Origin of the sequence: Rhizobium sp. C1 (assembly GCF_021026335.1) — a bacterium.
Lineage (GTDB): Bacteria > Pseudomonadota > Alphaproteobacteria > Rhizobiales > Rhizobiaceae > Ensifer_A.
In genome coordinates this window covers 84,774-103,115 of the sequence record NZ_JAJNCY010000005.1, presented here as the reverse complement: position 1 = coordinate 103,115, position 18,342 = coordinate 84,774, and the positions used below count along the sequence as shown (strand labels likewise).

The following is an 18,342-nucleotide window of genomic DNA, read 5'->3' as shown; positions in this document are numbered from 1 at the left end:
CCATGGCGAACCGGGTCACCATCATTGACGCCGAGGCCGGGGAGGGGACGATCCGCCGCTTCCGCCTGCGCGTCCGGGGCGTGGTGCAGGGCGTCGGGTTCCGGCCCTTCGCCTTCGCGCTCGCCCGGCAGATGGGGCTGTCCGGCTTCGTGCTGAACGACAATGCCGGCGTGCTGATCGAGGTTGAAGGCGAGGGAGCGGACGGGTTCGCCCGCGTGGTCGAGGCCGATCCGCCGCCGCTGGCGCGGATTGATACGATCGAGGCGGAGGAGATCGACGCGAACGGTCTGACCGGCTTCGAAATCCGCGAAAGTGTCGCCGGCAAGAGCGCCACGCGCATCGGCGCGGATGCCGCGACCTGCCGGCAATGTCTCGAAGAGCTTTTCGATCCGGGAAGCCGTTTCTTTCACTATCCCTTCGTCAATTGCACCCATTGCGGCCCGCGCCTGACCATCACGCAGCGCCTGCCATACGATCGCGCGCAGACCTCCATGGCAAGCTTTGCGATGTGCCCCGCCTGCCGCGCCGATTACGAAAACCCGCTGAACCGCCGCTTCCATGCCGAGCCCGTCGCCTGTCCCGCCTGCGGACCGATGCTGAGCCATTCGGTTGCTGAAATCACCCAGACGATCCGCGCCGGAAAGATCGTCGCGCTGAAAGGGATTGGCGGATTTCATCTGCTCTGCGATGCGGAAAACGCTAGCGCCATCGCGACGCTGCGGCAGCGCAAGGCGCGGGACGAAAAGCCGTTTGCCGTCATGCTCCGCCACATTGCCGCCGCCCGCCACTTTGCCGATCTGACGGATGCGGAAGCGGCGCTGCTCGAAAGCCCAGCCCATCCGATCGTGCTTGCGACAAGCCGAGGGAACCTGCCGCAGGGCATCGCGCCGGGGCTGACACGGCTCGGCGTCATGCTGGCTTACGCGCCCGTGCATCATCTCCTGCTGGCGGCGCTGGAGGAGGGAGGGAAGGTCCCGGTCCTCGTCGCCACCAGCGCCAATCCGGGCGGCGAGCCGTTGGTCGCGTCGAACGAGGACGCGCAGCGCCGGCTGTCCAGCATAGCCGATCTCGTTGTTACGCATGACCGCGCTATCGTGGTCCGCGCCGATGACAGCGTCATGCAGATTGTCGCGGGCGCGCCCGCCTATCTGCGTCGCGCCCGTGGATACGTCCCGGAGCCGGTCAATCTTGGTTCGGACGGTCCGTCGATCATTGCGCTCGGCAGCGATCTGAAGAACACGATCTGCGTGACGCGCGGGCGCGAGGCCTTTCTGTCGCAGCACATTGGCGGGCTCGACAACGCCGAGGCGATCCGCTTCCAGCGCGAGACGGTCGCGCATCTGTGTTCCATCCTCGATGTCACCCCGGACTACGCGGCCTGCGACCTCCACCCAGATTTCCGCTCGGTTCGACTGGCCGAGACGCTCGACCTGCCACTGATCCACGTTCAGCACCATGTCGCGCATATCGCCGCCGTCGCCGCCGAACATCATCTTGCCGGTCCGGTGACCGGGCTGGCGCTCGACGGGCATGGTTACGGTCCCGGCGGCGCGATCTGGGGTGGTGAGCGGATCGATCTCAATGGTGCTCAATGGGCACACAAAGGCGGACTACGCCCGCTGTCGCTCGCCGGGGGCGACAAGGCGGCGCGCGAGCCGTGGCGCATGGGCGTCGGCGCGCTGTATCAGGGGGGCCGCGAGGACCTCGCCCGCGCGCTCTTCGCGCGCCATCCCATGGCGGAGAAGCTGATTTCCCTCTTCGGCCTTGGCATGCGCGTCGGGCTCACCTCCAGCATGGGCCGCCTCTTCGATGCCGCAGCGGCGATTGCGGGCGTGCGCCTCATCCAGCATTACGAGGGACAGGCGGCGATGGAATTCGAGTCGATGGTCAGCGCGCCGGAAGTATTGGTCGGTGGCTATGGGATTGAAGGTGGTCAGCTCGATTTCATGCCGCTGCTGGTGCATCTGGCTGAAAACCGCCTGACGGGAAAGGACGCCGCAAACCTCTTTCACGGCACGCTGATGGCCGGCCTTGCCGACTGGATTGCAGCGACGCGGAGCCCGCAGGATCAGGGCCGCGTCGTGATTTCCGGCGGCTGCATCCTGAACCGTGTGCTGACCGAAGGCCTAGTAAACCGGCTCGAGGCCCAAGGCCTCATCGTGTTCCTGCCCCGCCTGGCCCCCGCCAATGACGGTGGAATTGCGCTGGGACAAGTCGCGTTCGCGCGCCACGCCTTACAAAACGAAAATGTGCATTCGGAGGAGATCGAGACATGTGCCTAGCCATTCCCGTCCAGGTGAAGGAAGTGCTGCCCGACAATATGGCCAAGGTGACGCTGGATGGCGTATCCAAGATCGTTTCCACCGCGCTCGTCGATGACGTGCAGGTGGGGGACTATCTGGTGCTGCATGTCGGTTATGCGCTGGCCAAGATCGACCCGGAGGAGGCGGAGCGCACGCTGGAACTGATCCGTGAAGCCGCATTGGGAGAGGTGGCATGAAATATATCGACGAATATCGCGATGGCCGGCTGGCCAAGGACATCGCCCGGCAGATTTCGGAGGAGGTCCGCCCCGATGTGAATTACCACTTCATGGAATTCTGCGGCGGCCACACGCATGCCATTTCCCGCTACGGGCTGGAGGACCTGTTGCCGGACAATGTGCGGATGATCCACGGGCCGGGCTGTCCCGTCTGCGTTCTGCCCATCGGGCGGCTCGACGCGGCAATTGCGCTTGCGCAGCGGCCGGAAGTGACGCTTTGCACCTATGGCGACCTGATGCGCGTTCCCGGCTCCAACGGGTCGAGCCTGCTGAAGGCCAAGGCGGCGGGCGCCGATATCCGCATGGTCTATTCGACGCTCGATGCGCTGCGCATCGCCGAGGCCGAGCCGCATCGCGAGGTCGTCTTCTTCGCCATCGGCTTCGAGACCACGACCCCGCCGACCGCGTTGGCCCTGCGCGCCGCGATCGACAAGGGGCTTGAGAACTTCTCCATCTATTGCAACCACGTGCTGACGCCGGCGGCGATCCAGACCATTCTGGCGAGCCCGGAAGTGGCTAAGCTCGGCACGGTCAAGGTCGATGGTTTCATCGGCCCGGCCCATGTCTCCACCGTCATCGGCACTGAACCCTATGACGCATTTGCCGAGAATTTCCGCAAGCCCGTCGTCGTCGCCGGTTTCGAGCCGCTCGATGTCATCCAGGCGATCCTCATGCTGGTGCGCCAGATCAACGAGGGGCGCTATGTGGTCGAGAACCAGTATATCCGCGCCGTCAAACCCGGCGGAAACCGCAAGGCGCAGGCGGAAGTCGCGGAATTCTTCGAGCAGCGCGAGAGCTTCGAGTGGCGCGGGCTGGGCGACGTGCCGCAAGGCGCGCTGCGGCTTCGCGAGGCATATAGCCACTATGATGCCGAGAAGCGCTTCGGCCTCGTGACGCCGGCGTCGAAGGACAATCCGGCCTGCGATTGCGGCGCGATCCTGCGCGGCGTCAAGCGGCCGACCGACTGCAAGCTCTTCGGCACGGCCTGCACGCCCGATACGCCCATGGGCTCCTGCATGGTCTCGTCCGAAGGCGCCTGCGCCGCGCACTGGACCTATGGCCGTTTCCGCGAACATGCGAAGACCAAGGAAATCGAGAGGAGCGTGGCATGAACATCGCCGTCGTGAAGCCGACAAGGCGCAAGCTCGATCTCCGCAATGGCCGCGTCGACCTCTCGCATGGCGCAGGCGGGCGTGCCATGGGGCAGCTGATCGAGGATATTTTCCACACCGCCTTTGACAATGACTGGCTGCGCGCCGGCAATGACCAGTCGGCCTTTGCCGTGCCGGCGGGGCGCATGGTGATGACGACGGATGGTTATGTCGTCTCGCCGCTCTTCTTCCCCGGCGGCAATATCGGCTCGCTCGCAGTCCACGGCACGATCAACGATGTCGCCATGTCGGGGGCAAAGCCGCTCTATCTGTCGGCCAGCTTCATCATCGAGGAGGGCTTTCCGCTCGCGGACCTCGCCAAGATCGCCGACACGATGGGGGCGGCCTCGCGCGAGGCGGGCGTGCCGATCATCACCGGTGACACCAAGGTGGTCGAGCGCGGCAAGGCGGATGGCGTCTTCATCTCCACGGCCGGCGTCGGCATCCTGCCCGAGGGCATCGATATGCGCTCGAACGCGGCACGGCCGGGCGATTGCGTCATCGTGTCCGGTTCGATCGGCGATCACGGCGTTGCTGTGATGTCGAAGCGCGAGAACCTGGAATTCGACACGGATATCCTCTCCGATACGGCGTCCCTTCATACGCTAACGGCTGCGATGGTGGCGGTCGGCGGGCCGTCCATCCGCCTGATGCGCGACCCGACGCGCGGCGGCATTGCCGCGACACTGAACGAGATCGCCCATCAGTCCGCAGTTGGCTTCCGCATTGATGAGGAAAAAATTCCTCTCAAACCCGAAGTCGCGGCAGCCTGCGAGTTTCTCGGCCTCGATCCGCTGAACGTTGCCAACGAGGGCAAGCTCGTGGCGATCGTCGCGCCGGAAGTGGCGGACGCCGTGTTCGCGGCCATGCTCGCGCACCCGCTGGGCCAAGAGGCGGCGCTGATCGGGCATGTCGTTGAGGACCCGCATTGTTTCGTGCAGATGGAGACCTCCTTCGGCGGCGGGCGGATTGTCGACTGGTTGTCGGGCGAACAATTGCCGCGTATCTGCTGATTGGCTTGCGGGGATGACGAAGAGCTTCTACGGTTTCAGAGCATTTCCAGCGACAGTGGAAACCGATTTTTCGTCCGAAACTGCATGAAAACAGAGAGTTAGATTAAGATTGGATCTTGCAGGCATAGTACACGGCACAATCATCTTTCGGCGTCTTTGAGTTTGGCCCACCCCCTCATCCGACCCTTCGGGCCACCTTCTCCCCGCTGGGGAGAAGCGGGAATTTGCCGCAGCGTCTCCGCCGCCTCGCCCCATCGGGGAGAGGTCCGCCGAGCGTGAGCGGAGGCGGGGTGAGGGGGCGCCAAAGGCGAAAAGGCGAAGTGTCGTGTACTGTGTCATGAAATTCCGGCGGGGAGCAGATTGACGTGAGCAATGCCAGCACGACGGTTCTGGTGGTCGATGACGAACCGCGTTCGCTGGAGGCGATCCGGCGCGTGCTGTCGGACGAGTTCGAGGTCATCTGCGCCAAGAATGCCACGGAAGCCGAAGCCGTGCTGGAGGGCGAGCTGGTGCAGATCCTCCTCTGCGACCAGCGCATGCCCGGCGAATCCGGCGTCACGTTTCTCAAACGCGCCCGCGAGCGCTGGCCGGAAACCATCCGCCTGATCATTTCCGGCTATACCGACAGCGACGACATTATCGACGGCGTCAACAAGGCCGGCATCTATCGCTACATCACCAAGCCGTGGAACCCGGACGAGCTTGTCGCCTGCATGCGCGAATGCGCGGACCTCTGGCGGCTGCAGCATCAGGCCGGCGAGGTGAGCGTCGAAGCCAAGCCGCAGAGCGACCTGCTGCAGAAGGCCGTCTCCGACAAGCGGCGGGTGGAGCGCAGAAAATACGGCTTCGATCGGCTCATCCATGTCGATGGAAGCCCGGTGGCGGAGGCGATTTCGCTCGCCAAACGCGCCGCCGATTACGATGTCTCGGTGCTGATCACGGGAGCTTCCGGCACAGGCAAGGAGCTGCTGGCAAGGGCGATCCACCACCAGTCCGCCCGCGCCGACAAGCCCTTCGTCATCGAAAACTGCGGCGCGCTGCCGGACGATCTGCTGGAGAGCGAACTATTCGGCTGCAAGAAGGGTGCGTTCACCGGCGCTTACCAGGACCGGATCGGCCTCTTTGAACTGGCCGACAGCGGCACGATCTTTCTGGACGAGATCGGCGAGACCTCGCCGGCCTTTCAGGTGAAGCTCTTGCGCGTGCTGCAGGAGGGCGAGATCCGGCCGCTCGGCGCGCAGCGCACCCGCAAGGTCAATGTCCGGGTGATTGCCGCGACAAACCGCGATCTTCTGGCCGAGGTGGCCGCCGGACGCTTCCGCCGCGACCTCTATTACCGCGTCGCCGCCTTCCCGATCCACATGCCGGCGCTGAAGGATCGCTCACGTGACATCATGGCGATTGCCGGCCATACGCTCACGCAGATCAACCAGGCCTTCGGGCGGGAAATCTCCGGCTTTCATCCCCGCACGCTGGAGCTGATGTCGGCCTATGGCTGGCCCGGCAATGTGCGCGAGCTGCATAATGAGATCCAGCGCATGGTCGTGCTGTCACCGGGCAACGAACCCTTGGCCGACCGGCTGCTGTCACCGGCAATCCGCAACGGCGCGGCGGCTGGCCCATCGACCGAGATGCCGCAGGCCGGCCAACAATTGAAGGATATCGTCGCCGTGGTCGAAAAGGCGGCCATCGAGGCGAGCCTTGCCCGCCATGCCGGCAATATCAGCCGGACGGCGGACGAATTGGGCTTGTCTCGTGTCGGGCTGAGGGCCAAGATGGATCGATACGATCTGCGGCGCGACACGGATGACGAGACCGATTGAAGGACATCCCGAGGATATGGCGCTGATCAGCAAGGTCAGCGTGCCGGCGATCCCGTCGCTCGACGATGCAGGGGAATCGCTCTGGGTGGATGTCATCCACCGCATGGACGAGGTCTATGCAGAACTGCTGCGCAACGAAGCCGATCTCGAGCGCAAGAATGCCGATCTCGAAGAGGCACAGTCCTTCATTTCCAGCGTCTTTGCGTCGGTGTCGGATATCCTCATCGTCTGCTCCAGCAGCGGCACCATAAAGAAGGTGAACCCCGCCTTTCTCAATCTCGTCGGCAGGACAGAAAGTGCCGTCATCGGCTCCAGCGTCTTCGACTATGTGAAGCCGGACGATCAGGCTGAAGCGCGGCGCATCGTCGGCGCGGGGCAGGGCGGGCGGGTCGTCGAGGCTGATATCTGCTTTCTGAGGCCCGATGGCAGCGAGGAATGCCTGGCGCTGCGTTCAACCAAGCTCGCCGACGGGTCGTCGCGCCAGTTCGGCGCGGTGCTGACGGGCCGCCCGATCAGTGAGCTCCGGCGCGCCTATCAGGCGCTGCATGAGGCGCATCGCGAATTGCAAACCGCACAGCGCCGGCTGATCGAGCAGGAGAAGATGGCGAGCCTTGGCCGCCTCGTCGCCGGCGTGGCGCATGAGCTGAACAACCCGATCAGCTTCGTCTATGCCAATATCTACACGCTTGACCGCTACCGGAAGAACCTCGTGCGCTATCTCGATGCGCTGCATGGCGGCGCGGAGGAGGGCGAGGCGGGGAAGCTCCGGCGCGAGCTGAAGATTGACGCCATTCTCGCCGATATCGACCCGCTGCTGGATGGCACGATCGAAGGTGCGAGCCGCGTCAGCGATATCGTCAAGAACCTGCGCCGTCTCTCCTTCACCCGCGCCGGCGAGCGCCAGCCCGTCGATCTCGACCGGCTCTTGCGCAACTCCGTCCAGCTTGCGGCGAAATCGAAGAATGCCTCGGCGCAGATCGTCTTCGATACGGTGCCGGTCACGCTATCCAATGCGGATGAAGGGCAATTGCACCAGGTCTTTGTCAACCTGATCGACAATGCGCTGGATGCGGTCTCCGGCCGTCCCGATCCAAGGGTCGAAATTGCGTTGGGCAGGGATAAGTCAGGCGCGCAGGTGACGATCCGCGATAACGGGCCGGGTATCGCGACCGAAAATCTGGGCAAGATCTTCGAGCCCTTCTTCACGACCAAGACCATCGGCGAGGGAACGGGCCTCGGCCTCTGGATCAGCTTCACGATCATCGAGGACCATGGCGGCCGCATTGAGGCGGTAAACCGGTCCGAAGGTGGGGCGGAGTTCCGGGTCTTCATTCCCGGATGATCCTGTTCGTCATGAAGACAAGCGCATCGTTTGCTTCCGTGCGTCAATCTCGAAACGTCTTTAGACGTCTTCTTGAACCCGCAGGCTACCGTATCCGGACACGATGGCAGCCTGCCGCCACAAACGAGCAGTTGCCGGATAGAGCGCAGAAGCCGCGGTCTTCAGAAGCCCTTGCCACCACGAAGTTCGGTCCAGACTGTCAGAGCAATGATCTTGACATCGAGCCAGATGGAAAACGCCCGGATATATTGCAGATCGTAGGCGATCCGGGCGCGGGAAACGGAGGCAACATCCGTCGGTCCTCTAAAACCGCGAACCTGGGCGAGACCGGTAATTCCAGGACGCACGGTGTGTCGGAGGTGGTAGTGGGGCACAAGCTCTTCGTAAAGCATGCCGGCGGCTTTCATCCCAATCGCGTGGCAGCGTGGGCCAACCAGCGACATATCCCCGCGAAGCACATTGAAAAGCTGGGGCAGTTCGTCAATGCTGGTGCGCCGCAGAATTCTGCCCAGGGGCGTGACCCGTGGATCATTTTCCGTCGTCTGGCTGACGCCCGTGATGTCGCACCGGTCGACATACATCGAACGGAACTTGTATACCCTAATTGTCCGGCCATCCTTTCCCCATCGCAGCTGTGAGAAGAAAGCCGGGCCGCGGCTTGTGACCCGAACCATCAGCGCCACACCGATCAGAAGCGGAGAAAGCGCCAGCAGTGCAACGAGCGAGAGCGCCACATCCATCGCGCGCTTGATCGCGAAGTGGATCCGGCGATCGTCTCGCGTACCCTCCAGTAATAGAGAAGGCTCATCCAGGGGCCCGAAAGATCGGCTTAACATGCTTTGCGTCAGATCCGAACGCATGACATCGTCAAATCCATTTTGAAAAGTCACTTCGCGCTCCTGAAAAACATTCATCGGGCGTTGAAATATCGTGCGAGCAATTGTTTTTATTATAAAAAATAGACAGAAGGCGCCCCATCGCCTCCGGCATTCATAAGCATGGGAACCCGCCGAAGCGGGTCCGCTATCCGCAACACACGGACGTAGCCGCGTGAAACTCGCGGTTCCTGTCGACTGATCAGCGGAAAAATCCAATCAGCCAAAATCAAACGGAGCCACGATACACTCTCTCAAATCCGGAGGTGCTAAGGTCCGTCATCAAGCACGAAATGCGATGCGCCGCCTCTACCGATAGTGTTCGAAGCGGCGATATCCCCGATATCAGTTGGCGCTGCCCTGCTGGCCGGAAATCGCGGCCGTTGCGGTCTGCGAAGCACCGCTGCTGATCGTATTGGCGATTAGGCGATTCTTGTGCGCTGCGGTATCGGTCAGGCCGGCAATTTCTGCCTGAACGAGTGCAACGCAATTGCCGCCGCCGGAGCAGCTCGCAAAGACAGAGTTGACGCTTGCCTGCGCTGGCAATGTGAAGATAGCGATGGCTGCAATAGCCGTAAGTGCCGAATATCGAAACACTATCTTACGCTCCAATAAAAAATAACTATAATAAATCATTAATAACGATTGCTGACGAGAGTCAAGAGTGCTGCACTTTGGAACGACGGAAAGTTGATCGCTGAGCGGCATGAAGTGGCAAAGTTGCAGAAGATTTCGCCTGGAATTGCTGCAATGCAGCAGGAGTTTCGCCGGGTAGAGACGCCGCCGCCGCTCTGCGGCCACGCTCGACGGAGGCCGGAAGAGGGGACAGCTTACCGCTTTGGCATGCCCGCAGGTCTTGCGAGACGCCGCTGGGCGGCGATGCGGAAGGGAGCGTTCATTGCGCCATAGCCCGCATAATCGCCGCGCCGCTCGACGATTTCGAAGAAGAAGCCCTCACCGAAGGTACGGCTATATATCTGGAAATACTCGCCCTTCTCGTCGCGATCGTAGAGAATGCTGGCGGCGCGCAGCGCATCGGCAAAGTCCGGTTCAAGGCCGAAACGGGCTTCGAGATCGTCATAGTAATTGCGCGAGATCGGCAGCGCCTGGAACCCGAGTTCGTTGAGCCGTGCGGCAGTCGCAAAGATATCGTCGGTCGCGAAGGCAATATGCTGGATGCTGGTGCCGAAGCTTTCGGCCAGAAACTTGCCGGCAAAGGTCTTGCGGTTGTCGGCACCATTCATGGTGACGCGGAAATGCGGCTGCGGATCGCCCTCGATCGCCTGGCTTCGCACCAGCCCGCCGGGATCGACCACATCGACCATGGGTGTGCGGCGCACGGCGAAGATGGATTGATAGAACAGCAGCCAGGTAAGCATCTCCTGATACTGGGTCGTCTGCGCAAGATGATCGATGCGCGTCAGGTTGGCGTCGCTGGCCTCGACAGGCAGTGCTGAGAACTCGCGTTCCCAGATGCCGGAAAGTTCCGGCGTCTCATCGAGGAAATAGATGACGCCATTGCCGACGCCCTGCACGGCCGGGACAGAGACTTCGCCGGACTGGCGTTCTTCTGAGAAGGCAGGCGCACCGAGCGCGGTCGCACGCGCAAGCGCCTCGCGGGCGTTGTCCACCTTCACGCCGAAGGCATAGGCATTGGTCCCGTGGACGGTGTAGGATGCATCGGCGAACGTGTCGCCCGACTTGTCGGTGTTGATGACGATGCGGATATTGCCCTGCGTATAGAGCTCCACCGCACGGTTGCGGTGCCGGGCCGATCTGACGAAACCGAGCGTGGACAGCAGAGCGGCGAGATTGTCCTTCTCGTCTTCGGAGGTGGCAAATTCCACGAATTCCACGCTTTGCGCCGTTACCCGGTCGGGCATGACCGGAACGTCGATGGCGATGTCCGGCTCCAGCCGGCGAACCCGATCCATCAGGTTGACCAGCGAGCGGTGGCCGTCTTCCGCCAGTGCCTTGGCAGAGCCGCCCCGGAACTGGTCGTTGAAGATTTCCAGCGACAGCGGGCCGTTATAGCCCGTTGCGGCCACTGCGCGCATGAAGTCGACGACCGGCAGGTCGCCTTCGCCCGGCATGTTGCGGAAATGCCGGCTCCAGTAGAGCAGGTCCATATCGAACAGCGGCGCATCGGCCAGCTGCACGATAAAGATCTTGTCGCCGGGGATCGCGCGGATCGAGTTCGGATCGATCTTGCGCGACAGCGTGTGGAAACTGTCGAGGATAAGGCCGATATTCTTGTGGTCGGCGCGACGAACGATCTCCCAGGCATCGCGATGGTCGTTGATATGGCGTCCCCAGGCCAGCGCCTCATAACCGACGCGAACGCCATGTCGGGCGGCGAGCTCGCCGAGTTCATGGAAGTCATCAGCCGCCCGGTCGATGCCGCCCAGCGAAATCGGCGAGACATTCGAGCAGATCAGCATCAGGTCGGTGCCAAGCTCGCCCATGATCTCGAACTTGCGCTCGGCCCGTTCGAATGTACGTTTGCGCTGTGGCTCGGGCATTCCCTCGAAATCGCGGAAAGGCTGGAAGAGGGTTATCGAAAGACCGTGATCCTTGACCATTTCCGCCACCTCGCGGGGCGAAGCGTCATAGGTCAGGAAGTCGTTTTCGAAAATTTCGACACCGGTAAAGCCCGCTTTTGCGATCGCCGCCAGCTTTTCCGGAAACTCGCCGCTGATCGACACGGTGGCAATCGATGTCTGCAATTGAACCGGCTCCCGGCGGGTGTCGCGATATCCCATATTGCCATCCTTTCCAGCGTTATGTACTAATTAGTTAATTGGAGGCCGAAGCGGCGTTTGCATGGCTTCGAGGGAGGAACTCATGAAGCAAGCGACCGACTTGGTAAAGTCGAGGGACGCGAAAACCGCTGTCCGCGATCCTGAAGGCGTGCGGCGCGATATCCTGACGGTTGCGATGGAGGAGTTTTCGCAGAACGGTCTTTCCGGCGCGCGCATCGATGAGATCGCGGCGCGCACGAAGACCTCCAAGCGCATGATCTATTACTATTTCGGCGACAAGGAAGGGCTTTACCAGCGTGTTCTGGAAGAAGCCTATGGCAAGGTGCGTGGCGGCGAACACGATCTGGAGCTTGACCGGCTCGACCCGGTCGCCGCACTGGAAAAGCTCTGTCGTTTCACCTTTGACCATCATCGCGCCAATCCGGCCTTCATTCGCATGGTCATGGTGGAGAACATCCACCATGGCCGGCACATGCAGATGTCTAAGACGATCCGGGACCTGAACCAGCCGGCCATCGAGGAGCTTGAAAACGTGCTTCGGCGCGGCCAGGCGGCAGGCATTTTCCGCCAAGGCATCACCCCGCTCGAGCTGCACTGGCAGATCAGCGCGCTGTCCTTCTTCAACGTGTCGAACAGCGCAACCTTCTCGCTGATTTTCGGCGGCGACCTGTTCACGGATGAGGGCCAGCAGAGGCTTTCCGGCCATGTGGCCGAAATGGTTCTGCGTTATGTCCTTCGCCCTGATCATCTCGGCTCTCTTCCAACGGAACGTGCCTGAACCCTTCAATGCCGGTGGCGCACCACTCAGGTTACCTTGTCGGCGGCACAGAGCTTGAGGAAATCGGCGGTCATGCGCGCTGCGTCGGGCTCGCGGCCACAGAAAAGACGAAACGCGCCGACGGCCTGATAGACCGTCATGCCGCCACCCGGCAGCACCCGGCAGCCTTTCGACTTGGCGGTGGCCAGCAACTGCGTTTCCAGCGGAACATAGACGATATCGGCGACCCAGTGCCGGGCTTCCAGCAGCACCGGATCGACCGGAATGCCTGGATGCGCGAGCATGCCGACCGGCGTCGCGTTGACGAAGCCATCGGCCAGCGGCAGCGAGGCTGCGGCATCGGTGACGGCAAAGGCGCGCTCCATCCCGAAACGGGTGTTCAGGGCGTCGGCGAGGCGCTTCGCGCGGGCCGGATCCTGATCGAGAATGTCGAGATGCTGAATGCCAAGCTTCAGAAGCGCATGCGCCACGGCAACGCCGGCCCCGCCGGCGCCCGCCAGAAGAGTGCGTGCGCGGCTGACGGTGGGCAGGCCCTGAGCAAAGTTTTCGTGGAAGCCGTACCAGTCCGTATTGTGACCGACCCGCTTGCCGTCCTTGAAGACGACCGTGTTGACTGCGCCCAGCATGCGCGCATCTTCCGAGAGTTCATCAAGCAGCGGGATCACGGCCTGCTTGAAGGGGTGCGTGATGTTCGTGCCGGCAAAGCCGCGCGCCTGAAGCTCGGCGACAAGCTCCGGCAGGGCGCTTTCCGGAAGGTTGCGAGCGGTGATATCGACCAGCTCGTAGACATAATCGAGGCCGTGCGCCGCGCCTTCATGCATGTGAAGCGCCGGCGATTTGGAAAGCTGTATCCCTGCGCCGATCAGGCCGACGCGATAAGTCGTTTGCGATGTCATAGTCCAAACCCGTGTATGGCGGATGGAAATTGAAAGCGTCGTCCAAGCATCATCAATGATGGGCGAGGATTTCGCCGAGGAAGGCGCGTGTCCGCTGATGCTGAGGGTTGCTGAAGAAGTCTTCAGGCGACCCTTCTTCGATAATCTCGCCGGAGGCCATGAAGATGACGCGATCGGCGACCTGACGGGCAAAACCCATTTCATGCGTGACGCAGATCATCGTCATCCCGTCACGCGCCAGACCGATCATGGTGTCCAGCACTTCCTTGACCATTTCCGGATCGAGCGCCGAGGTCGGCTCGTCGAACAGCATTGCCTTCGGCTCCATGCAGAGCGCGCGGGCAATCGCCGCGCGCTGCTGCTGGCCCCCGGAGAGCTGGGCCGGATATTTGTCGGCCTGATCGACGATGCGCACGCGCTCCAGATACTTGCGCGCCGTCGCCTCAGCTTCCGCCTTGGAGACCTTCTTCACCCGCATCGGGGCGAGGGTGCAATTTTCCAGAATGGTCATATGCGGGAAGAGATTGAAGCTCTGGAACACCATGCCGACCTCGCGGCGCACGGCATCCACCGTGCCGCCGGAATCGGTCAGCAGCGTGCCTTCCACCGTGATCTTGCCTTCCTGGATTTCCTCCAGATGATTGATGCAGCGGATGAGAGTCGATTTTCCCGATCCGGACGGGCCGCAAAGGACGATCTTCTCGCCCTTTGCCACCGTCAGGTTGACGTTTCTGAGGGCGTGGTAAGCTCCATACCACTTGCCAACGCCTTCCATGGCGATGAGTGGCGTCTGGCTTGCGTTGGTCTGTGGCATGGAAGCCTTCCCCTTTACTTCACCGTGAACGGGACGTCAGGCATCGATTCCGGGAAAGCCGGAACGTCGCGCTTCATCCACTTGGCGTAGATCTTGGCCAGGGTGCCATCGGACTTGATCTTGTCGATGAAGCTGTTGATGGCTTCGTTCCAGTCCTTTTCGCCCGGACGGGTGCCGGCGCCATTATAAAGCGTCGTGAGGTCGAACTTCGATTCGTACTTGCCCGGAGCTGCGGCATTCAGACGATCGCCATAGAACTGGTTGCCGCCGATGGCTTCGACCTGACCGGCAAGGAGCGCCTGGATGTTGGCGGCATCGTCGTCGAAACGGAGAATGTTGGCGGTCTTCGCGCCGGCCGTCAGCGACGTGTCCATGGCGCTCGACTTCGGAACGCCGACATTCATGCCCTTGAGATCGTCATAGCCGGCGATCTTCCTGTCCTTCGGACCGTAGACCGACAGAACGTTGCCGGCATAGGGCTTGGAGTACTGGATGGTCTTTGCGCGCTCAGGCGTCATGCCCATCGTGGCGAAGAGCACATCGACCTTGCCGGTCATCAGCGCAGGAATGCGGTTGGCGACGGCCAGCGGTACGAATTCCGGCTTGAGGCCGAGATATTCGGCAAAGGCCTTACCGATATCCGCGTCAAGGCCGTCCTGCACGCCGCTGGAATTGACAAAACCCCAGGGTGCGTTGTCGCCCTGAATGCCGATGACGACCTTGCCCGCTTTCTTGGCGTCGGCAAGCGTGCCTGCAAAGGCCTCGCTTGCGTGAAGCGCCGGGAAGACGGCGATGGCTGCGGCGGCAATTGCCAGAAGGCTCCTGCGCTTGATGGTTTTCAGTGGGTTCATCTTTTTGCTCCTCCTTAAAAAGCTGATGAAATGGGCAAGTTGGATCTTATCGTGCTGCGGTTTGAAGGCGCCGCTCGGTGCGGGCGCCCCAGAGAGACAGGGGCCAGCAGATCAGGAAATACATGAGGCCGACAATGGCGAAGACGGTCAGCGGGCGGAACGTCTGGTTGGAGACGATCTGGCCGGCGCGCGACAATTCGACAAAGCCGACAATCGCGGCAAGCGACGTGCCCTTGATCAGCTGCACGAGGAAGCCGATCGTCGCCGGCAACGAAATTTTCAGCGCCTGCGGCAGGATCACATCCTTGATGCGCGAGACATAGTGCAGGCCAAGCGCCTTTGCGGCTTCGGTCTGGCCCTTCGGCACCGCCTGGATACCACCGCGCCAGATCTCTCCGAGATAGGCGCTGGCATGCAGCGTGAAGGCAATTGCAACGGCAAGCCAGGCATCGACATTCAGACCCACCAGCGCGACACCGTAATAGACGACGAAGAGCTGCATGAGCAGCGGTGTGCCCTGAAAGACCGCGATATAGCCGGTCGTCGCCCTTCGCAGCAGCTTGCTTTCCGCCGTACGGGCCAGCGCGACGAGAAGACCGAAAATGCCGCCTCCTATGAAGCCGATGATGGTCAGCGCAATGGTCCATTTCAGACCCTGGAGCAGGAAGTAGATTTCGTTGAAGCCGATCGTTGCCATTTCGCGCGCCTCACTTGACCGGGTAGCTGAAGGAAATGCGGGAAATGAGGGCGAAGACGCCCATCATCAGAGACGAAATGATGAGATAGAGGATCGTAATCGAGAAATAGACCTCAAAAGAGCGGAAGGTGTCGGCTTCTATCTTCTGTGCCACCGATGTCAGTTCGTAAGCCGCAATCGACGTACAGACGGAGGTCGTCAGGGTCAGCATGATGAACTGGCTGGTGAGCGAAGGGTAGACGGCGCGCAGAGCCGGCTTCAGGACTATGAAACGGAAGATCTGCGCCTTGTGCAGGCCCAGCGCCAGTCCGGCTTCAATCTGCCCTTTCGGAATGGCATCCACCCCGCCGCGGATGATCTCGATCGCATAGGCGCCGCCATTCAGCGCCAGCGCGATGATCGCCGTCACCGTCGGATTGAGACGGATGCCAAGCTGGGGAAGCGCGAAGAAGATGAAGAAGATCTGCACCAGGAAGGGCGTGTTTCGGATGATCTCGACAAAGCCGATCACGAGCGCGCGCACGGCGGAAAACCTCGAGCGTCTGGCAATGACGCCCAGCACGCCGATCACGGTCGCCAGCGCCATTCCGGCAATCGCAAGCCCGATCGTCGCCAGGCACGCAATCAAAAGCTCGGGCAATCTCTCGATGACGACTGAAAAGTCCAGACTGTAAGACATTATTCCTCCCGGGCAATTCAGTCGCGTTCGGCGTATGCATGGCTCAAGCCCATGCACCGAAATCGCAACATCCTCCCTCGCCCTGATAAATGTTTGTACCAGTTAGTTCATAAAGGCGTCAAGGGCCCTTTTCGCAACCTCATTGGGATTGCGAGAGGTCCGTGGAGGCGGTGCCGTGCGCGCTCTGGCGGACGGCATGGCAGGCGTACTGACGTGGAGAAAGGCCGCACCGCTGATACCTTCAAGCGTCGGCCGCTCAGGCTTGAAGCCCCGCGTCGAAGCGCTGAGTGGACATTGCCCATCGCCGTCAGCACCAGGGCAGCGCGCGGTTGCGTGGAGCTTCCGGATCATCTGCCCCGTTCAACGGGTCAGGAGATTGTGGGCGCCCTGTCGATAAAGCCGCGGCGAAACGGCGGTGTGGTTCCGGAAGAAGCGGCTGAAATGGGCAATGTCGGAGAATCCCAGCCGGCTCGCTGCCGCACTGAGGGACTCTTCGGAAACGACGGTCAGGCGGATCGCGTGTTCGAGGCGCACGACATTCTGAAACAGGCCGGGCGACATGCCCGTACAAGCCTTGAATTGCCGAAAGAAGTTGGCGCGGCTCATGCCGATATCTGCGACGATATCATCGATGAGATCGAATTCGCCGTCGTTCTGCTGCAGGTATTTGACCGCACGCCTGATCCGCCAATCAACGAATTGCGGGCGCGATCGCCGTTGAAGATCGCTGGAGCTGGTCAGGATTGTGGAGAGAACAAGCCTGCTGAGCAGGAACTCCATATCCGCACTGGAAGGGGAGGCGCCATTGAGGCAATCGAGCACATCCATCAGAACCCGATAGGTATCCCTGGACACATGGCCGGCGCTTGCCTTGAAGAAGTCGAGCGGGTTGAATTCACCGAGGTCGGCGCTGAGCGTCGCCAGCCAGTCGGAATCGATATAAAGCGCGATGATCTGCGTCGGCGGTTGTCCCGGGCGGAAAACGAATTCATGCGGACGCCAGGCATCCACGAGAACCGCGCAGTCGTCCGTCAGCGGCACGTGCTTGTCGTCGACGATAAAGCTGGAATCGGCACCGCCGACCTTGAAGAGCATGTGGCAATAAGGATGCGCATGGCGCACGAGGCAATGTTCCAGCTCGACTTGCGCGACCCGGCCGAACGCCCCCAACATGACCCGTACACCTGTCGTCATGGCCTCACTATAGAAGTGTTCCTATATTTAAAGAGAGCAGAACGAAGCTGGCCTTGCAAGTCTGGAATTGACTTGCCTGGAGCGGGACGCAATACGATACCCAACGGTGCGGAATCGAGAGGAGCAGCCAGTTGGAGGAAGACGTGACCCTTCGGCAGAAACTGGTGCCTGCCGTCGAACGCGCCTCGGTCATCCTCGACCTTGTGGCCGAGGCCAAGCGTTATCCGACCGTTTCCGATATGGCGCGCGAAACCGGCTTGCCGAAGAGCACGGTCCATGGTCTCTGCACCACCCTCACGCATCTTGGCCTGCTGATGCGCCGATCCGACCAGACCTATGTGCTGGGACCGCACCTGCTCAAATGGTCCAACGCCTTTGATCGTCAGACGGATATCGCGGCAGAATTCGCCGCGCTTTGGGACCAGTCCCCCATCGTCGATAAGGCAATCGTTTCGCTCTGCATTCTCGATGATCTGGATGTCGTCTTCATCGCGGCGCGACAGCGAAGCGCGCTGGAGCGCTTTGCCGTCAGACCGGGTATGCGCCTGCCCGCCGCCTTCTGCGCAGCCGGGAAGGCGATCCTGGCGCGCTGGCCCGATCACGACATAGAGCGGGCTTTCAGGTCCTTTCCCGTGCCGCTGACGGAGCGCTCGGTGCGCGATCTCGGAGCTCTTCTGGAAGAGATTCGCCAGATCCGTTCGGACGGCGTGGCGGTCGAGATCGGCCAATGTCATCGGGGCGTGACGAATTTCGGCGCGCCGGTGTTGAATTCGCTGAACCGGACCGTGGCGGCCGTGCTGATCAGTATCGACGTCGAGGATGTGCCGCAGTCCGTGATGCGGGATCTTGCCGCGTACGCCTCGGCTCTTGCAAACCGGCTTTCCCGCAGGCTTGGAGCGGAAGCCGGTCCGTGAGCGGATGACCG

At 61.7% G+C, this 18,342-nt stretch carries 17 protein-coding genes; 8 read left to right on the top strand and 9 right to left on the bottom strand.

Going from position 1 to position 18,342, the window contains the following annotated elements:
• Positions 1–2 precede the first annotated feature (2 nt).
• The 6 genes from hypF (at position 3) to LQK83_RS12455 (ending at position 7,871) form a co-directional block, all read left to right on the top strand.
• Complete coding sequence (hypF, locus tag LQK83_RS12480; protein ID WP_230837730.1) at positions 3–2,282, top strand: carbamoyltransferase HypF; 2,280 nt, start codon at positions 3–5, stop codon at positions 2,280–2,282.
• Positions 2,273–2,500, top strand: coding sequence for a HypC/HybG/HupF family hydrogenase formation chaperone (locus LQK83_RS12475; protein ID WP_109854796.1), 228 nt, complete (start codon positions 2,273–2,275; stop codon positions 2,498–2,500). Before hypF ends, LQK83_RS12475 begins: the two co-directional genes overlap by 10 nt.
• Positions 2,497–3,654: a hydrogenase formation protein HypD gene (hypD, locus tag LQK83_RS12470; RefSeq protein WP_230837729.1), complete on the top strand. Its 1,158-nt coding sequence runs from the start codon at positions 2,497–2,499 to the stop codon at positions 3,652–3,654. Before LQK83_RS12475 ends, hypD begins: the two co-directional genes overlap by 4 nt.
• A complete protein-coding gene (hypE, locus tag LQK83_RS12465; RefSeq protein WP_230837728.1) occupies positions 3,651–4,706 on the top strand; it encodes a hydrogenase expression/formation protein HypE in 1,056 nt (351 codons plus the stop codon). Before hypD ends, hypE begins: the two co-directional genes overlap by 4 nt.
• A gap of 359 nt (positions 4,707–5,065) precedes the next feature.
• Positions 5,066–6,529, top strand: coding sequence for a sigma-54-dependent transcriptional regulator (locus LQK83_RS12460; protein WP_442966756.1), 1,464 nt, complete (start codon positions 5,066–5,068; stop codon positions 6,527–6,529).
• Entirely contained in the window at positions 6,513–7,871 is a 1,359-nt protein-coding gene (locus tag LQK83_RS12455; RefSeq protein WP_230837726.1) for an ATP-binding protein, read from the top strand. The genes LQK83_RS12460 and LQK83_RS12455 overlap by 17 nt, the downstream gene beginning before the upstream one ends.
• Before the next feature lie 161 nt (positions 7,872–8,032).
• Here LQK83_RS12455 and LQK83_RS12450 read toward each other — a convergent pair whose 3' ends face one another.
• The 3 genes from LQK83_RS12450 to LQK83_RS12440 form a co-directional block, all read right to left on the bottom strand.
• The gene (locus LQK83_RS12450) at positions 8,033–8,785 is read right to left on the bottom strand and encodes a sugar transferase (protein WP_442966750.1); all 753 of its coding nucleotides are present in this window, start codon (positions 8,783–8,785) and stop codon (positions 8,033–8,035) included.
• Positions 8,786–9,091: 306 nt separating this feature from the next.
• Positions 9,092–9,454 carry a hypothetical protein gene (locus LQK83_RS12445; protein ID WP_230837725.1) on the bottom strand — a complete coding sequence of 121 codons (363 nt, stop codon included), beginning with the start codon at positions 9,452–9,454 and terminating at the stop codon, positions 9,092–9,094.
• A 122-nt stretch (positions 9,455–9,576) separates the two neighbouring features.
• Positions 9,577–11,472, bottom strand: a complete 1,896-nt coding sequence (locus LQK83_RS12440) for a bifunctional sugar phosphate isomerase/epimerase/4-hydroxyphenylpyruvate dioxygenase family protein (RefSeq protein ID WP_442966755.1) — start codon at positions 11,470–11,472, stop codon at positions 9,577–9,579.
• A 118-nt stretch (positions 11,473–11,590) separates the two neighbouring features.
• Between LQK83_RS12440 and LQK83_RS12435 the strand changes: the two genes are divergently transcribed.
• On the top strand, positions 11,591–12,286 hold the full coding sequence (locus tag LQK83_RS12435) for a TetR/AcrR family transcriptional regulator (RefSeq protein WP_230837723.1): 696 nt from the start codon (positions 11,591–11,593) through the stop codon (positions 12,284–12,286).
• 26 nt (positions 12,287–12,312) lie between these two features.
• On the opposite strand, the gene LQK83_RS12430 is transcribed toward LQK83_RS12435, so the two are convergent.
• The 6 genes from LQK83_RS12430 to LQK83_RS12405 form a co-directional block, all read right to left on the bottom strand.
• Entirely contained in the window at positions 12,313–13,182 is an 870-nt protein-coding gene (locus LQK83_RS12430) for a shikimate dehydrogenase (RefSeq protein ID WP_230837722.1), read from the bottom strand.
• 52 nt (positions 13,183–13,234) lie between these two features.
• Positions 13,235–13,996 (bottom strand): amino acid ABC transporter ATP-binding protein, encoded by a 762-nt coding sequence (locus tag LQK83_RS12425; RefSeq protein ID WP_230837721.1) that lies wholly within the window; start codon positions 13,994–13,996, stop codon positions 13,235–13,237.
• Positions 13,997–14,010: 14 nt separating this feature from the next.
• Positions 14,011–14,847: a transporter substrate-binding domain-containing protein gene (locus LQK83_RS12420; protein ID WP_230837720.1), complete on the bottom strand. Its 837-nt coding sequence runs from the start codon at positions 14,845–14,847 to the stop codon at positions 14,011–14,013.
• A gap of 46 nt (positions 14,848–14,893) precedes the next feature.
• The gene (locus LQK83_RS12415; RefSeq protein WP_230837719.1) at positions 14,894–15,544 is read right to left on the bottom strand and encodes an amino acid ABC transporter permease; all 651 of its coding nucleotides are present in this window, start codon (positions 15,542–15,544) and stop codon (positions 14,894–14,896) included.
• 10 nt (positions 15,545–15,554) lie between these two features.
• A complete protein-coding gene (locus tag LQK83_RS12410; RefSeq protein WP_230837718.1) occupies positions 15,555–16,223 on the bottom strand; it encodes an amino acid ABC transporter permease in 669 nt (222 codons plus the stop codon).
• Positions 16,224–16,583: 360 nt separating this feature from the next.
• Positions 16,584–17,417, bottom strand: a complete 834-nt coding sequence (locus LQK83_RS12405) for a helix-turn-helix transcriptional regulator (protein ID WP_230837717.1) — start codon at positions 17,415–17,417, stop codon at positions 16,584–16,586.
• 143 nt (positions 17,418–17,560) lie between these two features.
• On the opposite strand from LQK83_RS12405, the gene LQK83_RS12400 reads away from it, so the two are divergent.
• Positions 17,561–18,331 carry an IclR family transcriptional regulator gene (locus LQK83_RS12400; protein ID WP_230837716.1) on the top strand — a complete coding sequence of 257 codons (771 nt, stop codon included), beginning with the start codon at positions 17,561–17,563 and terminating at the stop codon, positions 18,329–18,331.
• Positions 18,332–18,342 lie beyond the last annotated feature (11 nt).

Excerpts from the sequence above, each read along its gene's own strand:
- hypF (WP_230837730.1), top strand. The coding sequence starts at position 3 with ATGGCGAACCGGGTCACCATCATTGACGCCGAGGCCGGGGAGGGGACG.
- LQK83_RS12475 (WP_109854796.1), top strand. The coding sequence starts at position 2,273 with ATGTGCCTAGCCATTCCCGTCCAGGTGAAGGAAGTGCTGCCCGACAAT.
- hypD (WP_230837729.1), top strand. The coding sequence starts at position 2,497 with ATGAAATATATCGACGAATATCGCGATGGCCGGCTGGCCAAGGACATC.
- hypE (WP_230837728.1), top strand. The coding sequence starts at position 3,651 with ATGAACATCGCCGTCGTGAAGCCGACAAGGCGCAAGCTCGATCTCCGC.
- LQK83_RS12455 (WP_230837726.1), top strand. The coding sequence starts at position 6,513 with ATGACGAGACCGATTGAAGGACATCCCGAGGATATGGCGCTGATCAGC.
- LQK83_RS12450 (WP_442966750.1), bottom strand. The coding sequence starts at position 8,785 with ATGAATGTTTTTCAGGAGCGCGAAGTGACTTTTCAAAATGGATTTGAC.
- LQK83_RS12445 (WP_230837725.1), bottom strand. The coding sequence starts at position 9,454 with ATGCCGCTCAGCGATCAACTTTCCGTCGTTCCAAAGTGCAGCACTCTT.
- LQK83_RS12435 (WP_230837723.1), top strand. The coding sequence starts at position 11,591 with ATGAAGCAAGCGACCGACTTGGTAAAGTCGAGGGACGCGAAAACCGCT.
- LQK83_RS12430 (WP_230837722.1), bottom strand. The coding sequence starts at position 13,182 with ATGACATCGCAAACGACTTATCGCGTCGGCCTGATCGGCGCAGGGATA.
- LQK83_RS12425 (WP_230837721.1), bottom strand. The coding sequence starts at position 13,996 with ATGCCACAGACCAACGCAAGCCAGACGCCACTCATCGCCATGGAAGGC.
- LQK83_RS12420 (WP_230837720.1), bottom strand. The coding sequence starts at position 14,847 with ATGAACCCACTGAAAACCATCAAGCGCAGGAGCCTTCTGGCAATTGCC.
- LQK83_RS12415 (WP_230837719.1), bottom strand. The coding sequence starts at position 15,544 with ATGGCAACGATCGGCTTCAACGAAATCTACTTCCTGCTCCAGGGTCTG.
- LQK83_RS12410 (WP_230837718.1), bottom strand. The coding sequence starts at position 16,223 with ATGTCTTACAGTCTGGACTTTTCAGTCGTCATCGAGAGATTGCCCGAG.
- LQK83_RS12405 (WP_230837717.1), bottom strand. The coding sequence starts at position 17,417 with ATGACGACAGGTGTACGGGTCATGTTGGGGGCGTTCGGCCGGGTCGCG.